Genomic DNA, 19,773 nt, shown 5'->3' on the forward strand with positions numbered 1-19,773 from the left:
CTGTCAGTTCAGGCTGAAGGCAGTTTTTGCCGGCAGCGGATGCTTTTGCTTCACGGCCGCCAGATTGTTGTGGGGCGCGACGCCGATGCTGAGCTTGGTGTAGTCCAGCTTGGCTTCCCGGAGGCAGACTTTCAGGCCCGTCACGGCCTTGGCCGCGTCCGGAGCCATCACGTAGATGTTGAGCTTGTGCGGGACGAACTCGGTCTTCTCCACAGTGCCGAGCCCGCGCCAAGCGAAGTACTCCGTGATGGTGCGTTTGGCCTTGTCCTCCAGATAGCGATCGCGGTCGCCGCCGGCAGCCGTCTTCAGCGCGTACTGTGCCACCACCCAGGACTGCTCCCCCGGCGGAAGCTCCGCATAGCCGTCCTCGGCACATTGTGCGGCAAAGGCATCCATCAGCGACTCGGCAGCCTCCGCCGTGACATTCTTGCTGTCCTGTGTGGTGCTCTGGTGCCCGACCGTCCCGTGGTTGACCACGAACTGGCCGTAGTCTTCGTCGAACCAGGCCTCCCGGAAGACCAGCCCGCCGTCGTTGCTCTTCTTGTAGACCCGAAGGAAACTCATGTCCGTCCTTTGTTTAACCACGTCAGGGCCGTTCCGTCGAACGGCGCGGCCTGTGCCAATACTTGTTCGTAGAGCGAGCGGCAGCTGGCCTGCATCCGTGCCGCCAGCGCTTCCGGATAATCCATCGTCACGCGGTGTTCGGCGAATTCGTCCTCGTCGTCGATGTACACGCGGCCGCCGGCGGTGCGGATCACGTCAAGGTCCATGTCCGTGAGCTGGACTTCCCAGCCGGCCGGAAGCAGCGGATCCACCCGGATGCCGGTGGCCAGGTCAATGTAGATGCGGAAGTCGCCGGGATAGGTGTCGTCGTAGAACGTTGCCACGTAGTCGCCCTCGCGGGGCAGGAACTGCACGGCATCGGAGGCGGCGAAGAAGGCGACTCCGGGCCGGGCCACCAGGGAGCCGGCGGGCTGGAAGATCCAGTCGCCGAACGAGTCCGCCCCCAGGTAGGTGCCGGGCACCAGCCAGTGGGCGCCGCCGTCGTACTTCCAGTTGCGGAACACCACCATGTCGCCAGGCTGGGCCTGGGCGGGGATGCGCCCGGTCACTGGATCTTGGGAATCTGGCCGGTAGGCAGTTCCTGGCCGGGCAGCGGCCGCGCGAACGGCACCTTGGTACCCAGCACCTGCGCGACGGTGTCTTGGGCCACCTGCTGCGCGGTCAGGCCAACGCGTTCCAGCACCTCGGCACGCGTGCCGTGGGCCAGGAACTCCACCGGAAGTCCCACTTCGTTCAGCGCAGTGTCCACGCCGGCTGCCCGCATTTCCTGGCGGATCCGTGACCCTACTCCCCCGGCCCGCACCCCGTCTTCAATCACGACGACGATCCGGTGCCGGGCGGCGAGTCCAATCAGCGAGGGGGCCACCGGCAGCACCCACCGGGGGTCCACCACGGTGGAGCTGATGCCCTGCGCGCCCAGCCGGTTGGAGACATCCAGCGCCAGCTCGCTCATGGCGCCCACGCTGACGATCAGCACGTCGTTGTCCATCGGCATGGTGCCGTCGGATGGCCGGCGGGCGAGGACGTCCACGCCATCCTTGAGCCTTTCGATGGCCTCGACGTCCGGTCCCACAGATCCCTTGGAGAAGCGGACCACGGTGGGCGCGTCGCTGACCGCTACCGCCTCGCGCAGTTCCTCCTTCAGCCGGGCAGCATCCCGCGGCGCAGCAAGGTGCAGACCCGGCACAATCTGCAGCAGCGCCATGTCCCACATGCCATGGTGGCTGGGTCCGTCCGGCCCGGTGACCCCGGCACGGTCCAGCACCACGGTGACCCCGGCCTTGTGCAGCGCCACGTCCATCAGCAGCTGGTCGAAGGCGCGGTTCAGGAAGGTGGCGTAGAGGGCCACTACCGGATGCAGCCCGCCGTAGGCCATGCCGGCGGCACTGGTCAGCGCATGCTGCTCCGCAATCCCGACGTCGAAGACGCGCTCCGGATGCCTGGACGCGAACTTCTGCAGGCCCACCGGAATCAGCATGGCTCCGGTGATGCCGACGATGTCCCGGCGTTCGTCGGCAATGTCGGCGATCTCGTCCGCGAAGACGGATGTCCACGACTTCCGGCCGCCGGATTCGACCGGCTCACCGGTCTCCGGATCAATCACGCCCACGGCATGGAACTGGTCAGCCTCATGGGCGCGGGCCGGCGCATAGCCGCGGCCCTTCTCCGTCATCGCGTGGACAATCACCGGGCCGCTGTAGTTCTTGGCCTGCGACAGCGCCGCCTCGACGGCCTCCAGGTCGTGCCCGTCGATCGGGCCGATGTACTTCATGCCGAGGTCTTCGAACAGGCCCTGAGGCGCCCACCAGTCCTTGATGCCCTTCTTGGTGGCGTGCAGGCTCTTGTACGCGAACTGGCCCACCGGCCCGCCCGACTGCAGCTTTCGCTTCCACCATTCGAGCGTGCCTTCGTAGGCGCGGTGGGTGCGAACCCTGTCGATGGTGGTCCGACGCAGGGCGGCCAACTGGTCGGCCAATCCGCCGATGGTCGGGGCGTAGGAGCGCCCGTTGTCATTGACCACGATCACCACGCGCCGGTCCCGGTCCGCGGCGATGTTGTTCACGGCTTCCCAGGCCATGCCGCCGGTGAGGGCGCCGTCGCCCACCACGGCGACGACGTAGCGGTCGCCTTCACCGGTCAGCTGGCGGGCCCGGGAAATTCCGTCGGCCCAGGACAACGACGACGATGCGTGCGAGCTTTCCACGATGTCATGAGCCGATTCGGCGCGGTCCGGGTAGCCGGCGAGGCCGTCCTGCTGCCGCAACGTCCCGAAGTCCTGCCGTCCGGTGACCAACTTGTGCACATAGGACTGGTGGCCGGTGTCAAAAACGATGCTGTCGTGCGGGGAGTCAAACACGCGGTGGATGCTCAGGGTCAGCTCGACCACACCAAGGTTCGGGCCCAGATGCCCGCCGGTCTGTGCGACGTTGGTGATCAGGAACTGGCGGATCTCCTGGGCCAGGTCCTGCAACTGGACCATGTCGATCCGGCGGAGGTCGCGCGGCTCGCGGATGGTCTCGAGCAATCCCACAGAGCAGGTCCTTTCCTTCACAAAGCGTCGGTTAATCCTACCGCCATCCATCCTGCACCTCGCGTTCCGCTGATGCGAGGGCGCGCACACGGCTGCCGGACCGCACCGAGGGTGGAAGGCACACTAGCCGGCAGATGCGCCACGACGCCGGCGTGGTGGGCCTCGCAGGGCCGGCCCGCCAGACCTTCGCGCCCGCCGAACCTTCACGCCCGCCGAACCTTCACGCCCGCCGAACCTTCGCACCGCCCGGAAGCCGGCGCCACATTGGATGCCCACAACCCAGCAACGCTGATGCCCGGCATTCTGGCATGGCCGCGAACCGGGCGGCACGTAGGGTCCTACAATTACTGGCCTTCATCCTCAGTCTTCGATGTGGCGCCCGCTTTTCCACAAATTTGGTTTTAGGCTCCCAGGTCCATGCCCAGCGGGCAGGATACAAACGTGGACGCGGAAACGGCTTTGGAGTTGATGGGCGGAATAGCGCGCTGGAAGGCATTACACGACGTGGGCGTACGCGCCGGAGAACTGGCACGCGCCGTGGCAGCGGGCAGCGTCCTTCGGCCCGGTCACGGCATCTACGCTTTGCCGGGGATCGCACCGGAGATCACAGCTGCCGTGCGGGCCGGCGCATCCCTTGGTTGCGTGAGCGCAGCACAGTCCCATGGACTGTGGGTGCACAGACAGCATGGCCTGCACCTCAGCGCCCCTAGGTCCGTGCGCGACGTTCGCTACGGCAGAATGCATAGGCTGCGCCAGACGTACGGTCCGCTTGTGCCGGTGGAAGTCTGTCTTCGTCAAGTGATGGCTTGCCTGCCATTGTCAGAGGCCTTGGTGATTGCGGAATCTGCTGTGGTCAAGAGCCTGGTGACAGTCGAGGACCTCCACCGGCTCAGCACCGGCAGGGGCAGCAAACGAGCGGGGCGGGTCATCGAGGCCATCAACCCGGGCTCCGAGTCCGCTCCGGAAACGTTGGCGCGGCATACGCTCCAGGAGGCTGGGTATACCGTGGTGTGCCAGCGAAGGATCAACCGCGTGGGCCGTGTGGACCTGGAGGTAGAAGGTCGATTACTCCTGGAAATCGATGGCCGGGTCCACCACTCCGATGAGCAATCGTTTACCGAGGACCGCCGCCGCTGGAACGAGCTGACCATCATGGGCCTCGATCTGCTGGTAGTGCCGGCCAAGCAGGTGCTCGCCTACCCCAGGTCAATACTCGTGCCGGTTCGCCGCTATTTTGCCGAACGCGGGGATACCCACGCCGTGGCCAGCGCTGTCTTTGCCGCCTGAGCCGCCCCTTGCCAGATCGAGCCCAGCAGCCGGCGCCACATTCGGCCCGGGCGTGAGTGGGCGGGCAAGGTTGCTTCACCACTTGACCCCGAAATCTCAGCGATCACACGGTGCAGCCTTGATGCGGTGGTTCACCGGCAGTACCAATGTGGCGTCGGCTGTTCGTGAGGGCAGGAAGCCGGTGCCGGGCGTGGCAGACGGGCGAACCCCAACCGGGCGTGGCAGACGGGCGGACCCCACCCGGGCCTGCCACGCCTGGGCGCCCAAGCCCGTTGTAGCACCCGGGTCGGATGGGTGAAACCCGGGTCGGATGGGTGAAACCCGGCTCGGATGGGTGAAACCCGGGTCGGATGGGTGAAACCCGGCTCGGATGGGTGAAACCCGGGTCGGATGGGTGAAACCCGGCTCGGATGGGTGAAACCAGACTCAGAGACCCCAAAGGCGGGCGTCCGGTTGACCGGACGCCCGCCCTGTTGACGCGTTATGCAGTGACTAGCTGGCCGAGATCTGACGCAGCACGTACTGCAGAATGCCGCCGTTGCGGTAGTAGTCGGCTTCGCCCGGCGTGTCGATGCGCACCACGGCGTCGAAGCTCTTGGTGGAGCCGTCCTCGGCGGTGGCGGTGACCTTCAGCGTCTTCGGCGTGGTGCCCTCGTTCAGAGCGGTCACACCCGAGATGGAGAAGGTCTCCGTGCCGGAAAGGCCCAGCGATGCAGCGGACTCGCCGGTCGGGAACTGCAGCGGGAGCACGCCCATGCCAATCAGGTTCGAGCGGTGAATGCGCTCGAAGCTTTCGGCGATGACCGCCTTGACGCCCAGCAGCGCGGTGCCCTTGGCAGCCCAGTCGCGGGACGAACCGGAGCCGTATTCCTTGCCTGCCAGCACCACCAGCGGAGTTCCGGCAGCCTGGTAGTTCATCGCCGCGTCGTAGATGTACGCCTGCGGACCACCAGTCTGGCTGAAGTCGCGGGTGAAGCCGCCCTCCACGTTGTCCAGCAGCTGGTTGCGCAGCCGGATGTTGGCGAAGGTGCCGCGGATCATCACTTCGTGGTTGCCACGGCGGGAACCGTAGGAGTTGAAGTCCTTGCGCTCCACGCCGTTCTCCAGCAGGTAGCGACCTGCCGGGCTGTCCGACTTGAAGGAACCGGCCGGGGAGATGTGGTCGGTGGTGACCGAGTCGCCCAGCTTGGCCAGCACGCGGGCACCGCTGATGTCCTGAACCGGCTCCGGCTGCGCGTTCATGCCCTCGAAGTACGGTGGCTTCCGCACGTAGGTGGAGTTCGGATCCCAGGCGAAGGTGTCGCCCTCGGGGGTCTCAAGTGCCTTCCAACGGTCGTCGCCGTCGAACACGCCCTCGTAGCCCTTGGCGAACATCTCCTTGTTGATCGAGGAGTCGATCACCTGCTGGACCTCGACCGGGTTCGGCCAGATGTCCTTCAGGAACACGTCGTTGCCCTCCGGGTCCTGGCCCAGCGGCTGCTTCTCGAAGTCAAAGTCCATGGTGCCGGCCAGGGCGTAAGCGACGACCAGCGGCGGGGACGCCAGGTAGTTCATCTTGACGTCCGGGTTGATCCGGCCTTCGAAGTTGCGGTTGCCGGACAGGACCGAGGTGATGGAGAGGTCGTTATCCTGAATGGCCTGCGAGATTTCGGGCTCCAGCGGGCCGGAGTTGCCGATGCAGGTGGCGCAGCCGTAGCCGACCACGAAGAAGCCGAGCTTCTCCAGGTACGGGATCAGGCCGGACTGTTCGTAGTAGTCGGTGACGACCTTGGACCCCGGGGCGATGGAGGTCTTGACCCACGGCTTGGAGGCCAGGCCCTTTTCCACCGCGTTGCGGGCCAGGACGGCCGCGGCCAGCATCACCGACGGGTTGGAGGTGTTCGTGCAGGAGGTGATGGACGCGATTGAAACCGCACCGTGGTCCAGCTCGAACTCGCGACCGTCTTCCATGCTGACGTGCACGCGCTTGGAGGGGCGGCCGTCGCTGGGCAGTGCAACGTGACGTCCCTGGGCGGCCGAACCGCCGGTGGTACGGTCGCCGGCCTGCGCGGCGGCGGCCTGCCCGGCGGCGGCCAGGGCAGCAGCGTGGCGGACCGTGGAAGTCATGGCGGGGACATCCGACGCCGGGAAGGACTCCTCGAGCGCCTCGTCCAGGGCGTCTTCGTTGTCCGAAGCCACGTAGTTCTGCAGGTCCTTGCGGAACTGGTTCTTGGCCGTGGTCAGTTCGATCCGGTCCTGCGGGCGCTTCGGTCCGGCGATGGACGGCACCACGGTGGACAGATCCAGCTCAAGGTACTCGGAGAACTTCAGTTCGCGGGACGGGTCGTGCCAGAGGCCCTGCTCCTTGGTGTACGCCTCGACCAGGGCGACGTTTTCCTCCGAGCGGCCGGTCAGGCGCAGGTATTCGAGGGTTACGTCGTCGATCGGGAACATGGCGGCGGTGGAGCCGAACTCCGGGCTCATGTTGCCGATGGTGGCACGGTTGGCCAGCGGCACCGCTGCCACGCCTTCGCCGTAGAATTCGACGAACTTGCCCACCACGCCGTGCTTGCGCAGCATTTCGGTGATGGTCAGCACCACGTCCGTGGCGGTCGCGCCGGCCGGGATGGAGCCGGTGAGCTTGAAACCGACAACGCGCGGAATCAGCATGGAGACGGGCTGGCCCAGCATGGCGGCCTCGGCCTCGATGCCACCGACGCCCCAGCCGAGCACGCCCAGGCCGTTGACCATGGTGGTGTGCGAGTCGGTGCCCACCAGAGTGTCCGGGTAGGCACGCAGTTTGCCGTCGACCTCGCGGGTCATGATGGTGCGGGCCAGGTACTCGATATTGACCTGGTGCACGATGCCGGTTCCCGGCGGGACAACCTTGAAGTCCTCGAACGCGGTCTGGCCCCAGCGCAGGAACTGGTAGCGCTCACCATTGCGCTGGTATTCGATCTCCATGTTGCGCTCCAGCGCGCCGGCGTTGCCGAACACGTCGATCTGCACCGAGTGGTCGATGACCAGTTCGGCCGGCGCCAGCGGGTTAACACGCTTGGGATCACCGCCGAGGTCCTTGACGGCCTCGCGCATGGTGGCCAGGTCCACGACGCAGGGAACACCGGTGAAGTCCTGCATGATCACGCGGGCGGGGGTGAACTGGATTTCGGTGTCCGGCTCCGCGTCGGGATTCCAACCGGCCAAAGCGCGGACGTGGTCCGCCGTGATGTTCGCACCATCTTCGGTGCGGAGCAGGTTCTCCAGCAGGACCTTGAGGCTGAACGGAAGGCTCTCGGCACCTTCAACTGAACTCAGCCGGAAAATTTCATATTCGGCACCGGCGACGTTCAAGACGCCTTTGGAACCGAAGCTGTCCACATTACTCATAACAGGACTCCTCTCGCCACACTTTATCTTTGTCCGGGCAGCAACCACCCGCTAGTTAGGCATCCCTAAGTGTGAAGGGACCGCTGCGGGTCGGCCTCTGGGCCGTTTGCACGCCGAAGCCCGCAGAATCGACAGGACAGAGACAGGATGCTTCGCCCGGAACCGCTGCCTCCATCCTAGCCGCTAGCAGGTTCTCAGGCAGCGGAGCGCCACCTGAGGCCTGGCTCACATCAGTTGGTGCCGGGCGTGAGCACAGCGAACGACTCCATGTGGTGCGTGTGCGGGTACAGGTCGAAGACTCGCAGCGAATCGAGCTTCCAGCCCAGTTGCAGGAAGTAGCCAAGGTCGCGGGCGAAGGACGCCGGATCGCACGCAACGTAGCCAACCACGCGGGGTTTCCGGGAGGCCACTGCCTGCACCACCGCTTTGCCGGCGCCGGCGCGGGGCGGATCAAGCACGACGGCGTCCAGCACCTGGGCCTGCGAGCGCAGCACCCGCTCCACCTTGCCTTGGACGATCTCGATCTGGCCGAAGCCGTGCAGGTTCTTCCGAGCGTCCTTGCTGGCCGCCGGTGATCCCTCCACGGAGAGTACGTTGCCCGTAACGCCGACGGCATCGGCCAGCCGCGCCGTGAACAGTCCGGCCCCTGCGTACAGATCGGCCATCCGCTCCCCCGCCCGCGGCGCCACGCCGTCCATCACGGCCGACGTCAGGGTGGCCGGTGCCAGCCGGTGGATCTGCCAGAAGCCGTCGCCGGTCACCCGGTACTGGTGGGCACCACTGGTTTCGGCTACCCAGGTACGTCCCCGCAACCGGGTGAGCCGTCCCGACTCTGGCTCCCAGGCCGCCACCGACACCCCGGGCTCGATCCGCTCGGCAAGCTTCGCCAGCCGCTTCGGCGTGGTCCCGGCGGCGGGTACCAGCAGCACCAGCGGGGTGCTGCCGTCGGCCGGGGCTGCGACTTCCACCCGCTCCAGCCCGGTCAGATCCAGGTCCCACAGCCGCAAGTCATTGATGGCATCCACGGCCAGCGGCATGACCTGAACCGGAATCAACTCGTCAGAGCGGTGCGCATGCATGGCCAGGCGCCCATCCGGCCCCACGCCAAAGGCGGCACGCGTGCGCCAGCCGAGTCCGTCGTCGTACTCCCCCTCCGGAGCTTCTACCGTCACCTCGCGTTCCAGCTTGGCCAGCCGCTGCAGCTGTTCCGCGAAGATCTCGCCTTTCAGCCGGCGCTGGGCGGCCAGCGCAATATGGCCGAACTCCGCGCCGCCCACCGGGGGCCGTCCGGCTTTCGCGGCGGCCAGTGCATCGGCCGGCGCCCACGGATGCTCCACCCGGTCGGCGGACGCCTCCAGTACCTCCACCGTGTCTGCGCGCCAGAAGCCTGCGTCCGCTCCGCCGTCGGTCACCCGTGCCAGCACGCGTTCACCCGGAAGCGCGTGCCGGACGAAGACCACGCGGCCCTCGTGCCGTGCGACGAAGTGGCCCCCGTGCGCGGGCGCACCGATGCTCAGTTCGATCAACTGCGGCGCGGGTGCGGTGGGCGCGGGCCGGGTCGGCGCGGGTTCGGTCATGGAAGCTCCTGGTATCGGCGGGCGGAATTGGAGGATGCCAGCTGCCACGGCACGCTGGCCACCATGACCCCCGGCTCGAAGTGCAGGCGGGTCTTGATCCTCAGCGCGGTCTGGTTGTGCACTAGCTGCTCCCACCAGCGTCCCACGACGTACTCCGGGATGTAGACCACCACCAGTTCGCGCGGCGAATCCCTGCGGATGCTTTTAATGTAGTCAATGATCGGCGTGGTGGTTTCGCGGTAGGGGGACGCCAGCACGGTGATCGGGACCGGGATGTTGAGTTTCTCCCAGTCGCTCAGGGTCCGCTCGGTCTGCTCGGGGTCCAGATCCACCACCACTGCATCGAGCCGCGACGGCCGCGATGCCCGGGCGAAGGCGAGTGCCCGAAGCACCGGCTTGCGCACGTGCGAGACCAGGATCACGGCGTGCACCCGCGACGGCAGCGCGGTGGTCGGCTGGTCCGGATCGAGCGCGAGCTCGCGGGCCACCTGGACGTAGTGGCGGTTAATGCTGTGCATGATCAGACCGAGCACCACGATGCCAAGTACAGCCAGCCAGGCCCCGAAGATGAACTTGCTGACCAGCACCACCACCAGCACCGTGACGGTCAGGATGAAGCCCACCAGGTTGATCAGCCGCGAACGCACCATCCGGTGCCGCACCGGCCGGTGCGGCGTGGCCCGGATTTCGCGCGACCAGTGCCGGATCATGCCCAGCTGGCTGCAGGTGAAGGAAACGATGACGCCGATCACGTAGAGCGGGATCAGCCGGGTGACATCCGCGTTGAAGATCAGCACCAGCATCACGGCCGCGGCCGCCAGCGCCAGCACGCCGTTGCTGTAGCTGAGCCGGTCCCCGCGGGTGCGCAACTGGCGGGGCAGGAAGCCGTCGGTGGCGAGGATCGAGGCCAGTTGCGGGAAGGCGTTGAACGCCGAATGGCTGGCCAGCACCAGGATGGCCGCGGTGGCCGCCACCATCAGGTAAAAGAGCAGGGCACCGCCGCCGAAGACCGTTTCCGCCAATTGGCTCAGCACCGGGGACTGGTAGTAGCCGGCCGGCAGAGCCTCTCCGTTCAAGCGCAGTTGCTCGGCCGGAACCTGCACCACCCGCACCTGCGTGGCGCGGGCCAGGTACATCACCGCCATGGTGATCACCGTCGCGGAAATGCCCAGCATCAGCAGCGCAAAACCCGCATTCTTGGCCCGCGGTTTCTCGAAGGCGGGCACGTTGCTGGCCGGCGTCTCCACGCCCGTGAGTGCCGCGGCACCGGTGGAAAAGGCCCGCAGGACCAGGAGTGCGCCGGCCAAACCCATCAGGCCGGCCTCCATACCGGGTTCTGGAACGACGTCGAACGCGGCGCTGGGTGCCTCACCGAGGCTTCCAGCGAGGTCAAGGACAAACCCCACCAGGCACATCAGCAGCACGGTGCCCACAAAGACGTAGGTGGCAACCGCCACGGTGCGCCTACCGCGGGCCAACCCGCGCAGATGCAGCAGGGCCAGCACCGCGATGCCGGCCACGGCTGCCCCGGGCTGCCAGCCGTTCAGCGCGGGAATGGCGGACACCAAGTAGTGGGCCGCGGAGGACATAGACACTGCCACGGTGAGCACATAGTCCAGCATCAGGGCGGAGCCCACCGTGATGCCCGCCGGCTTGCCCAGGTTCTTGGTGGCTATCTCGTAGTCGCCGCCGACCGGATACGCATGGATGCTCTGGCGGTAGGAGGCCACCAGCACTAGCAGCACCACCATGACGGCCAGGCCGACCCAGGGTGCGATCGCAATGGCGGCCACTCCGGCCAACGCCAATGTGAGCAGGATTTCGTCCGGGGCATAGGCCACCGAGGAGAGCGCGTTCGCGGAGAAGACCGGCACCGCGAACCGGCGCGGTAGCGCTTCCTGCTTCAGCCGTTCGGTGCGGTATGGCTTGCCCACCAACACCCGCTTGAGGGCATCGAAAAATGTCAACACGCTTCGCTCGATGCGACAGGCAACAACATGAGCCAATTCTTCACGGCTCCGAGTCTATGCCAGCGACGGGACGCCGGCCTTCGCCGCAGGACAGGCCGCTTGGCCGCAGCCCTGGCGCCCGAAATTAGACAACGGGAACACCCGCCCATGGCATACGCCTTGAGCACGGGCGCCGGCCAACCTGGCGCCGCTTGATCCTGCCGAACCCCCCGAATCTGAAGAGGCTGTGGAAACTCCGCCCTGCGATTTCATAGCCACGGAACCTCCGCCGGGGTTAGCATGTGCGTGTCAATGTGCGCTGACTCACACCAGCGTCCGGGGCCGTTCGACCCCAGGACTGCTTGCAAAGGAGTCTTGATGGGCAACGCAGCCGCCGTGATGACCGGCCTGAACAGCATCGAGATTCAGGAGCGCCCGATGCCCGAGCCTGCCCCGGGCCAAGCCGTGATCCGGGTGGAAGCAGTGGGGGTCTGCGGCTCTGACGTCGCCTATTACCGCTACGGGAAGATCGGCCCGTTCGTCGTTGACGGCCCGTTCATCCTGGGCCACGAGGTTTCCGGCCAGGTGGTCGCCGTCGGCGACGGGGTGGACAATGTCAACGTCGGTGACCGGGTGGCCGTCGAGCCGGGCACGCCGGACCGCAGCTGCGAAGAATGCCGGGCGGGACGCTACCACCTCTGCCCAAACCTGGAGTTCCTGGCCACCCCGCCCTACGATGGCGCACTGCTGCAGTATCTGGCCATGGACGCCCGCTGCTACTTCCCGATACCGGATTCGATGAGCTACGAGCACGGCGCCCTGCTCGAGCCGCTGTCCGTGGGGCTGTGGGGGTGCCAGCGGGCGAACCTCCAGGCCGGCGACGACGTGCTGATCACCGGTGCCGGGCCGGTTGGCCTGCTGGCCGCCGAAGCGGCGCGGGCCCTCGGTGCGGGGAGCGTTTCGCTCACGGACATTTCCGACTACCGCCTCGGCGTCGCCCGCGACCACGGGTTCGCCGTGGAGAAAAGCGACGCACCGACCTCGCGGACCTTTGACGTGCTGCTGGAATGTTCGGGCGCCCCCGGCGTTCTCGCTGCCGGACTCGGCCGGTTGCACGAGGCCGGGCGGGCGGCCGTCATCGGCTTGGCCAAATCCGAGGAAGTGCCGCTGCCTCTGTCCACGCTCAATTGGAAAGAGATCACCATCTCGATGGTGAACCGGTACAAGGACACCTGGCCGTTGGGTATCGCCTTGGTTTCCTCCGGCCGGATCAATTTGGAGGGACTGGTGACGCACAGCTTTTCACTGCCGCAGACCGCGGCCGCACTGGAAAACACCTCCACCGAACCCGAATCGCTCAAGGCGATGATCTACCCCCAGCGGCTCTGACCGCGGATGCCGGAAACGCAATAAACGGCAATGCGGCACACCACCAGTACAGAGGAGTTCCGATGAAGAAGTACACACAAGGAATCCTGGGCCTCACTACTGCCCTGTTTCTGGCAGCCGGCATGACCGCTTGCGGGGGCGGCGGTGGCGGCGGCGGCGCAACCGAAGGCGGCGGAGGCCAGGCCGAGGGGAAGATCGCGTTCCTGATGCCGGACCGGGCCTCGACCCGCTACGAGCAGCAGGACAGCCCGCTGTTCAAGGCCAAGGTCATGGAGCTGTGCCCCGGCTGTGAAGTGCTCTACCAGAACGCCGACGGCGACGCGAACAAGCAGCAGCAGCAGGCCAACGCCATGATCACCCAGGGCGTCAAGGTCCTGGTCCTGGACGCGGTGGACAGCACCGCCGCAGCCTCACTGGTCAGCACCGCGAAGGGCCAAGGCATCAAGGTGGTCACCTACGACCGGCCGGTCCCGGACACACCGGCGGACTTCTATGTCTCCTTCGACAACAAGAAGATCGGCAACCTCATCGCCACGGACCTGGTCGAGAAACTCGACTCCGAGGGCAAGGAAACCGGCGGCGTGCTGATGGTCAACGGTTCCCCCACCGACCGGGCGGCGCAGCTGATCAAGGAAGGCGCACAGGAAGCCGTCGATGCCAGCCAGCATAAGGTGCTCGCCTCCTACGACACGCCGGAGTGGCAGCCGTCGAAGGCGCAGGACTGGGTCGCCGGCCAGATCACCCAGTTCGGTGAGGACATCACCGGCATCGTGGCCGCCAACGACGGTACGGCCGGCGGCGCGATCGCTGCCCTGAAGGCCGCCGCCGTCTCGCCCTTCCCGCCGGTCACTGGCAACGACGCCGAAGTCGCCGCCATCCAGCGGATCATCAGCGGTGACCAGTACAACACGATCTCCAAGCCGATCAAGATCGTTGCAGAGAAATCGGCCGAGGTGGCTGTTCAGTTGCTGAATGGCGAGACCCCGAAGCCCGACGCGACGCTCTTCGACACCCCGTCCGCGCTGTTCGTGCCGACGGTGGTCACCAAGGACAACGTCAAGGAAGTGATTTTCGACAGCGGCATTTACAAGCCTGAAGAGGTCTGCACCGGCGAATACAAGACGGGCTGCGACGAACTCGACATCAAGTAGCGCAACGGCCGGCGGTGCCGCGGCCACCGCGGCACCGCCGTCGTAAGGGAAGGGGAAGACAGTGTCCACTGTGTCAGCGGAACGGCCGGAGGCAGCAGCTCCGGTGCTGTCCATGCGAGGCGTGAGCAAGCACTTCGGTGCCGTCGCCGCCTTAACGGACATCGCCCTGGACGTCCACGCCGGCGAAGTCGTTGCCCTCGTCGGCGATAACGGCGCCGGAAAGTCGACCCTGGTCAAGATCCTCGCGGGCGTGCATCCGCAGGACAACGGAACCGTGAACTTCGACGGCAAGGACGTGACCATCCACACGCCGGTGGATTCTATTGCGCTGGGCATCGCCACGGTGTTCCAGGACCTCGCCCTCTGCGACAATCTCACCGTCGTGGACAACCTCTTCCTCGGCCGGGAGCTGGGGCCGTGGCGGCTGAACGAAGTGGAGATGGAGGTCCAGTCCTGGAAGCTGCTACGCCAGCTCTCGGCGAAGATCCCCTCCGTCCGCATAGCCGTCGCTTCCCTCTCCGGTGGCCAGCGGCAGACGGTCGCCATCGCACGGTCGCTGCTGGGCAGCCCCAAGCTCATCATTCTCGACGAGCCCACGGCCGCCCTCGGCGTGGCGCAGACAGCCGAGGTGCTGAACCTGGTGGAGCGGGTGCGCGAAAACGGCCTCGCGGTGATCATGGTCAGCCACAACATGCAGGACGTCCAAGCCGTCGCCGACCGCGTTGCGGTGCTGCGACTGGGGAAGAACAACGGCACGTTCCGGACGAAGGACGTGTCTACCGACGACCTGATCGCGGCCATCACCGGCGCTACCGACAACGTGGTGACCCAGCGAGCCGCTCAAACCGGTGCCGCAGCCGCGGCGAGCGCGGACGAGACGGCAGCCGAGGCTGAAGGACCAGGCGGGCTAGACGGACCAGGCGGCGGCTCGCTGCCGCCAGGTCAGGCGGCCGGAAAAGCGGATCAACCCGGATCCGGGGCAGCATCGGAAGAAGGGACAGCACCATGACAACGAATGAGGCCAGCCCGGTCGTCCCGATGGCCACCGACCTGCAGGATGAACGGCTGATCCGGACCGAAGGCTTTAAGGGCGCCGTCAAGGTCGGGGTCAACCGGGTCCGCGGCGGCGATCTGGGCGTGCTGCCCATCATCGTCGGACTGCTGATCATCTGGACCATTTTCCAGGCCCTCAACCCGTTCTTCCTCTCCAGCGCCAACCTGGTCAACCTGCTGCTGGAAAGCGCCGCCGTCGGCGTCATCGCGTTGGGCATCGTTTGCGTCCTGCTGGTCGGCGAGATCGATCTGTCCGTCGGCTCCGTCAGCGGCCTGTCGGCAGCGATCGTCGGCGTCACCTTTATCAAGCTGGACTGGCCGATCTGGCTGGCGGTCCTGACGGCGCTGGCCGCCGGCGCTGTCATCGGTCTGGTCTATTCGCTGGTCTACACCAAGTTCGGCGTGCCGTCCTTCGTGATCACGCTGGCCGGCCTGCTCGGCTTCCTCGGCGTGCAACTGTGGGTGCTAGGCGTCGAGGGCACCATCAATCTGCCGTTCGACTCCTTCCTGGTCTGGTTCGGCCAGCAGGCTTTCGTGCCGGCATGGCTGTCTTACGTGCTGGCGGCGCTCGGCGTGGCAGGCTTCTTCCTCAGCCAGCTCACGCTCTCCCGCCAGCGAGTCAAGAACGGCCTGTCCGGAAGGCCGATGCGGCTGGTGGTGATCCAGACGGTGGTACTGGCGGTGATCCTGTTCTTCGCGGTGTGGTACCTGAACCAGGCCCGCGGCGTCGGCTGGATGTTCGTTTTCTTCGCCGCCTTGGTGCTGGTGATGCACTACGCCTTCACCCGGACCCAGTGGGGGCGTTCCGTCTACGCCGTCGGTGGCAACCGGGAGGCGGCGCGGCGGGCAGGCATCGGCGTCAACCGCATCTACGTGTCCATCTTCGTCCTGTGCTCGACGTTTGCGGCCGTCGGCGGCATGCTGGCTGCCGGCCGGCTGGCAGCCTCGGCGCAGAGCAGCGGCACCGGCGACGTGAACCTGAACGCCATCGCCGCCGCGGTGATCGGCGGGACCAGCCTGTTCGGCGGCCGCGGCTCGGCATTTTCCGCCCTGCTGGGCATCCTGGTCATCCAGTCCATTTCCAGCGGCCTGACCCTGCTCAACCTTGAGTCCTCCTTCCGCTACATGATCACCGGTCTGGTGCTGCTGCTGGCCGTGATCCTCGACGCCGTATCGCGCAAGTCCCGTACCTCGCACGGCCGCGCCTAGTGGCCGGCCGCTTGAGCGAAATGTTCCTCGGCGTCGATATCGGTACGGGCAGCAGCAAAGCGGTGCTGACCGACGCCGCGGGTGTGGTCCTCGACAGCGCCACGGTCATGCACGACGTCGCCTACCCGCGGCCGGGCTGGGCGGAGTTCGACGCCGAGGGCGGCGCGTGGGCAGAGGTGGTCCGGCTCTGCCGGGAGCTTTTCTCCCGGAACGACGCCGGTGCGCTCGCCGGCGTGTGCGTCAGCGCGATGGGTCCCTGTCTGGTGGTCACGGACGAGAACCTGACCCCGCTGCGTCCGGCGATCTTGTACGGTATCGACGCGCGCGCCGTCGTCGAAATCCGCGAACTCACCGAGGAGTTCGGCGCCGAGGCGATCTTTCGCGATGCAGGGAAGGTGCTCTCGTCCCAGGCCGTGGGACCGAAGCTCCGCTGGCTGCGCAACCGGGAACCGGAGGTCTTCGCCCGCGCCCGGAACTGGCACAGCCTGAACTCCTTCATCCTGGCCAAGCTGACCGGCGAGCTGGTTGTGGACCACCACACCGCCAGCCAGTGCGATCCGCTCTACGACCTTCGCGGCAACCGGTGGCATCCGGAACGGTACGACGCCGTCGCCGGCCATCTGCCGCAGCCCCGGCTGGCGTGGCCTGCCGAGGTAAGCGGCAGGGTCCATCGGCAAGCGGCCGACGCGACCGGGCTGCCGGAAGGCGTGCCGGTTTGCGCGGGCACCGTCGATGCCTGGGCCGAGGCGTTCAGCGCCGGCGTCCGGCAGCCGGGCGACCTCATGCTGATGTACGGCTCCACCATGTTCTTCGTCCAGGTCCTCGGGGAGTTCCGCGCCGAACCCAAGCTCTGGACCACGGCCGGTGTGGACCCGGGGTCCCTGACGCTGGCCGCGGGGATGTCCACGTCCGGCAGCCTGACCACCTGGCTGCAGCGGCTGTTCGGCGACGTCCCCTTCGAACAGCTCGTGGCTGAGGCCGCCGCCGCTCCCCCGGGTTCCGACGGACTGCTGCTGCTGCCCTACTTTGCCGGCGAACGAACGCCCGTTTTCGACCCCGACGCCCGCGGCCTGATCACCGGCTTGTCGCTGCGCCACGGCCGCGGACACCTGTTCCGTGCAGCGTATGAGGGCATTGGCTTCGGCATCCGGCAGATCCTGGAGTACCTCGAGAACTCTGGCGAACCGATCCGGCGCGTTGCTGCCGTCGGCGGGGGCACCAAGGCCAGGCTCTGGACAGAGATCGTCAGCAACATCACCGGACGCGAGCAACTGGTTCCGGAACAGACCATCGGCGCCAGCTATGGGGACGCGCTGCTCGCCGCCATCGGGACCGGTGCCGTGCCCGCCGCGACCGACTGGGCCCGGACGGCGGCGACGGTGAAGCCCGATCCTGCCACCGCGCCGCTCTACGAAAAGCTCTACGGCACCTACGGGCTCCTGTACCCGTCGAACCGGGAGCACATGCACGTGCTCGCCGCCCTGCAGGAGCCGACGGACGAGTAAGAGGCCTGCAAGAGCATGAGAATCCTGGTCACCGGTTCAGCCGACGGCCTCGGACGGGCTGCAGCGGATGCCCTGCTGTCCGCCGGGCACAACGTCGTCGTGCACGCCCGCAATGAGGACCGCGCCGCCGTCCTCGATTCATTGGCCGACCGCGGCGCGGACTTGGTTGTGGGCGATTTCAGCGACCGCGAGGCGGTGCGGCGTATTGCAGCGGAGCTGAATGTCCGGGACCCGCTCGACGCCGTGATCCACAATGCCGGCGTCTGGAGTGGACAGGCGGTGATGCCGGTGAACATCATCGCCCCCTATCTCCTCACGGCGCTCCTCCACGGACCACAGCGACACGTGTATGTGAGCAGCGGTTCGCACTTCGCAGGGCGTCCATCGCTCGCCGGGGTTGACTGGCAGGGCAGGACGGCGGGCTCCTACTCAGACAGCAAGCTGTTCGTCACCACGTTGGCGGCGGCGCTCGCCCGCCTGCACCCCGAACTGCTCAGCAATGCCGTGGACCCCGGCTGGGTCCCCACCAAGATGGGCGGACCCGGCGCTCCCGACGACCTGGATCTCGGTCACCAGACCCAGGAATGGCTCGCAACAAGCGATCAAGCCAAGGCGCTCACCGGCGGAGGGTACTGGTACCACCGGAAGCGGCAGCAACCGCATAGCGCAGTCAACGATCATGCCTTCCAAGACCAACTCCTCCAAGCGCTCGCCGAGGAAACCGGCACCCCGCTCTAACCCGAGGCTGGCAGCCGGGTTTCCTGCGGGAGACTGCGCTTGGTCTCACCCCGCGAGGGCCTCCGAATACTTAACGAATGTGAGCCAACGCGTAGCCGTAGGCAGGCTCCGTCGCCGGTGAAGCCGCGCCACTTTCCCAGTGAGAGACTCCCCGCCCCCGTATACTCGAAGCATGCTGATCACCCGCTACCACCGTGGCTTCCATGCCGAGCAGTCCGCCGTCGAGCAGTGCGGGGGCGGTCTGTGAGCGGCGGTCTCGTCGCACTGCTCGACGACGTCGCAGCCCTCGCCCGCATAGCGGCCGCCTCGCTGGACGACGTCGCAGCCGGGGCTGCCAAAGCGGGCACCAAGGCCGCCGGCGTCGTGATCGACGACGCCGCCGTCACCCCGCAGTACGTATCCGGGGCAGACCCATCCCGCGAACTGCCGATGATCAAGCGGATCTTCTGGGGCTCGCTGCGGAACAAGCTGTTGATCATCCTGCCGGCGCTGCTGCTCATCAGCGCCTTCATCCCGGTGGTCATCCCGTTCATCCTCATGCTGGGCGGCACCTACCTCTGCTACGAGGGTGCCGAAAAGGTCTGGCACAAGCTCCGCGGCCAGCACGCGGCCGAAAAAGCGCCGGCGGTCGAACGCGGCCCGGCGGCGGAGGCCAAGGTCACCAAGGGCGCCATCACCACCGACTTCATCCTGTCCTGCGAGATCATGGTCATCTCGATGAACGAGGTGGCCGACCAGTCCTTGTGGGTCCGCGCGCTCATCCTGGTTGTCGTGGCGATCGCGATCACGGTGCTCGTGTACGGCGCCGTCGCCCTCATCGTCAAGATGGACGACATCGGCCTGCACCTGACCACCAAGGACTCCGCGGGCTCGCAGCGCTTCGGCGAACTGCTCGTCAAGGGCATGCCCGCGGTGCTGGGCGCCATCACCTTCGTCGGGATCATCGCGATGCTTTGGGTCGGTGGCCACATCATGCTCCAGGGTGCGCATGATCTCGGCTGGCACGCTCCCTATGACCTGGTCCACGTCCTCGAAGCGCCGATCGTCGGGATCGCGGTGGTCGGCGGCTTCCTGGCCTGGCTCGTGAACACCCTGTGCTCGGCCGTCCTCGGACTAGCCTGGGGGCTCGTCATCATGGCGATCCTGCACCCGCTGCTCAAGGTGCTGCCGTTCGGCAAGAAGAAGGCCGGGCACGAAGAGGGCGACGCACACTCCGCCGTTGCCGGCCACCGGCCTACGGATCGCGACGACGATCCTTCCTCGTAGCGTTTAGCCGCCGAGTTCCAACTCCCCCGGCCGAGATCCTGCCCCGCCCCCGCGCATCTTCCCCGCCCCAGGCTTCGTCGTTGTGCGGTGGACGCGCACCGGGCCGGCCGGCCGGATGCTTGGCATCAGTGCCCCGGCGCTTGTCATGGCGGGGATGCGGCCTGTTCGGCGTTATGGTTGCAGTAGATT

The 19,773-nt window shown here is 66.7% G+C and carries 14 protein-coding genes; 8 read left to right on the forward strand and 6 right to left on the reverse strand.

Annotated elements, in window-relative coordinates:
- Window positions 1-3: 3 nt before the first annotated feature.
- From MNQ99_RS11605 to dxs, 3 genes are read right to left on the reverse strand one after another with little or no spacing between them, the layout of a single operon-like run.
- A complete protein-coding gene (locus MNQ99_RS11605) occupies window positions 4-564 on the reverse strand; it encodes a hypothetical protein (RefSeq protein WP_241913055.1) in 561 nt (186 codons plus the stop codon).
- Window positions 561-1,112, reverse strand: coding sequence for a DUF402 domain-containing protein (locus tag MNQ99_RS11610; RefSeq protein ID WP_241913056.1), 552 nt, complete (start codon window positions 1,110-1,112; stop codon window positions 561-563). Before MNQ99_RS11610 ends, MNQ99_RS11605 begins: the two co-directional genes overlap by 4 nt.
- Window positions 1,109-3,094: a 1-deoxy-D-xylulose-5-phosphate synthase gene (gene dxs, locus MNQ99_RS11615; protein WP_241913057.1), complete on the reverse strand. Its 1,986-nt coding sequence runs from the start codon at window positions 3,092-3,094 to the stop codon at window positions 1,109-1,111. The genes MNQ99_RS11610 and dxs overlap by 4 nt, the downstream gene beginning before the upstream one ends.
- Window positions 3,095-3,535: 441 nt before the next feature.
- Between dxs and MNQ99_RS11620 the strand changes: the two genes are divergently transcribed.
- Window positions 3,536-4,381 (forward strand): hypothetical protein, encoded by an 846-nt coding sequence (locus MNQ99_RS11620; protein ID WP_241913058.1) that lies wholly within the window; start codon window positions 3,536-3,538, stop codon window positions 4,379-4,381.
- A 492-nt stretch (window positions 4,382-4,873) separates the two neighbouring features.
- Here MNQ99_RS11620 and MNQ99_RS11625 read toward each other — a convergent pair whose 3' ends face one another.
- The 3 genes from MNQ99_RS11625 to MNQ99_RS11635 form a co-directional block, all read right to left on the reverse strand.
- Window positions 4,874-7,747, reverse strand: a complete 2,874-nt coding sequence (locus tag MNQ99_RS11625) for an aconitate hydratase (RefSeq protein WP_241913059.1) — start codon at window positions 7,745-7,747, stop codon at window positions 4,874-4,876.
- A gap of 230 nt (window positions 7,748-7,977) precedes the next feature.
- Complete coding sequence (locus tag MNQ99_RS11630) at window positions 7,978-9,324, reverse strand: class I SAM-dependent RNA methyltransferase (protein WP_241913060.1); 1,347 nt, start codon at window positions 9,322-9,324, stop codon at window positions 7,978-7,980.
- The gene (locus tag MNQ99_RS11635) at window positions 9,321-11,294 is read right to left on the reverse strand and encodes an APC family permease (protein ID WP_241913061.1); all 1,974 of its coding nucleotides are present in this window, start codon (window positions 11,292-11,294) and stop codon (window positions 9,321-9,323) included. The genes MNQ99_RS11630 and MNQ99_RS11635 overlap by 4 nt, the downstream gene beginning before the upstream one ends.
- 357 nt (window positions 11,295-11,651) lie before the next feature.
- On the opposite strand from MNQ99_RS11635, the gene MNQ99_RS11640 reads away from it, so the two are divergent.
- The 7 genes from MNQ99_RS11640 to MNQ99_RS11670 all read left to right on the forward strand — a co-directional run bounded on the left by MNQ99_RS11640 (window position 11,652) and on the right by MNQ99_RS11670 (window position 19,584).
- The gene (locus MNQ99_RS11640; protein ID WP_241913062.1) at window positions 11,652-12,662 is read left to right on the forward strand and encodes an NAD(P)-dependent alcohol dehydrogenase; all 1,011 of its coding nucleotides are present in this window, start codon (window positions 11,652-11,654) and stop codon (window positions 12,660-12,662) included.
- A gap of 62 nt (window positions 12,663-12,724) precedes the next feature.
- Entirely contained in the window at window positions 12,725-13,813 is a 1,089-nt protein-coding gene (locus MNQ99_RS11645; RefSeq protein WP_241913063.1) for an ABC transporter substrate-binding protein, read from the forward strand.
- Window positions 13,814-13,874: 61 nt separating this feature from the next.
- Window positions 13,875-14,822: an ATP-binding cassette domain-containing protein gene (locus MNQ99_RS11650; protein WP_422387451.1), complete on the forward strand. Its 948-nt coding sequence runs from the start codon at window positions 13,875-13,877 to the stop codon at window positions 14,820-14,822.
- Window positions 14,819-16,075, forward strand: a complete 1,257-nt coding sequence (locus MNQ99_RS11655) for a sugar ABC transporter permease (protein ID WP_241913064.1) — start codon at window positions 14,819-14,821, stop codon at window positions 16,073-16,075. Before MNQ99_RS11650 ends, MNQ99_RS11655 begins: the two co-directional genes overlap by 4 nt.
- Before the next feature lie 20 nt (window positions 16,076-16,095).
- The gene (locus tag MNQ99_RS11660) at window positions 16,096-17,580 is read left to right on the forward strand and encodes an FGGY-family carbohydrate kinase (protein WP_241915345.1); all 1,485 of its coding nucleotides are present in this window, start codon (window positions 16,096-16,098) and stop codon (window positions 17,578-17,580) included.
- 15 nt (window positions 17,581-17,595) lie between these two features.
- On the forward strand, window positions 17,596-18,318 hold the full coding sequence (locus MNQ99_RS11665; RefSeq protein WP_241913065.1) for an SDR family NAD(P)-dependent oxidoreductase: 723 nt from the start codon (window positions 17,596-17,598) through the stop codon (window positions 18,316-18,318).
- A 243-nt stretch (window positions 18,319-18,561) separates the two neighbouring features.
- A complete protein-coding gene (locus MNQ99_RS11670) occupies window positions 18,562-19,584 on the forward strand; it encodes a DUF808 domain-containing protein (RefSeq protein ID WP_241913066.1) in 1,023 nt (340 codons plus the stop codon).
- Window positions 19,585-19,773: the final 189 nt, after the last annotated feature.

It is taken from the genome of Arthrobacter sulfonylureivorans (genome assembly GCF_022637435.1).
Taxonomy (GTDB): Bacteria; Actinomycetota; Actinomycetes; order Actinomycetales; family Micrococcaceae; genus Crystallibacter; species Crystallibacter sulfonylureivorans.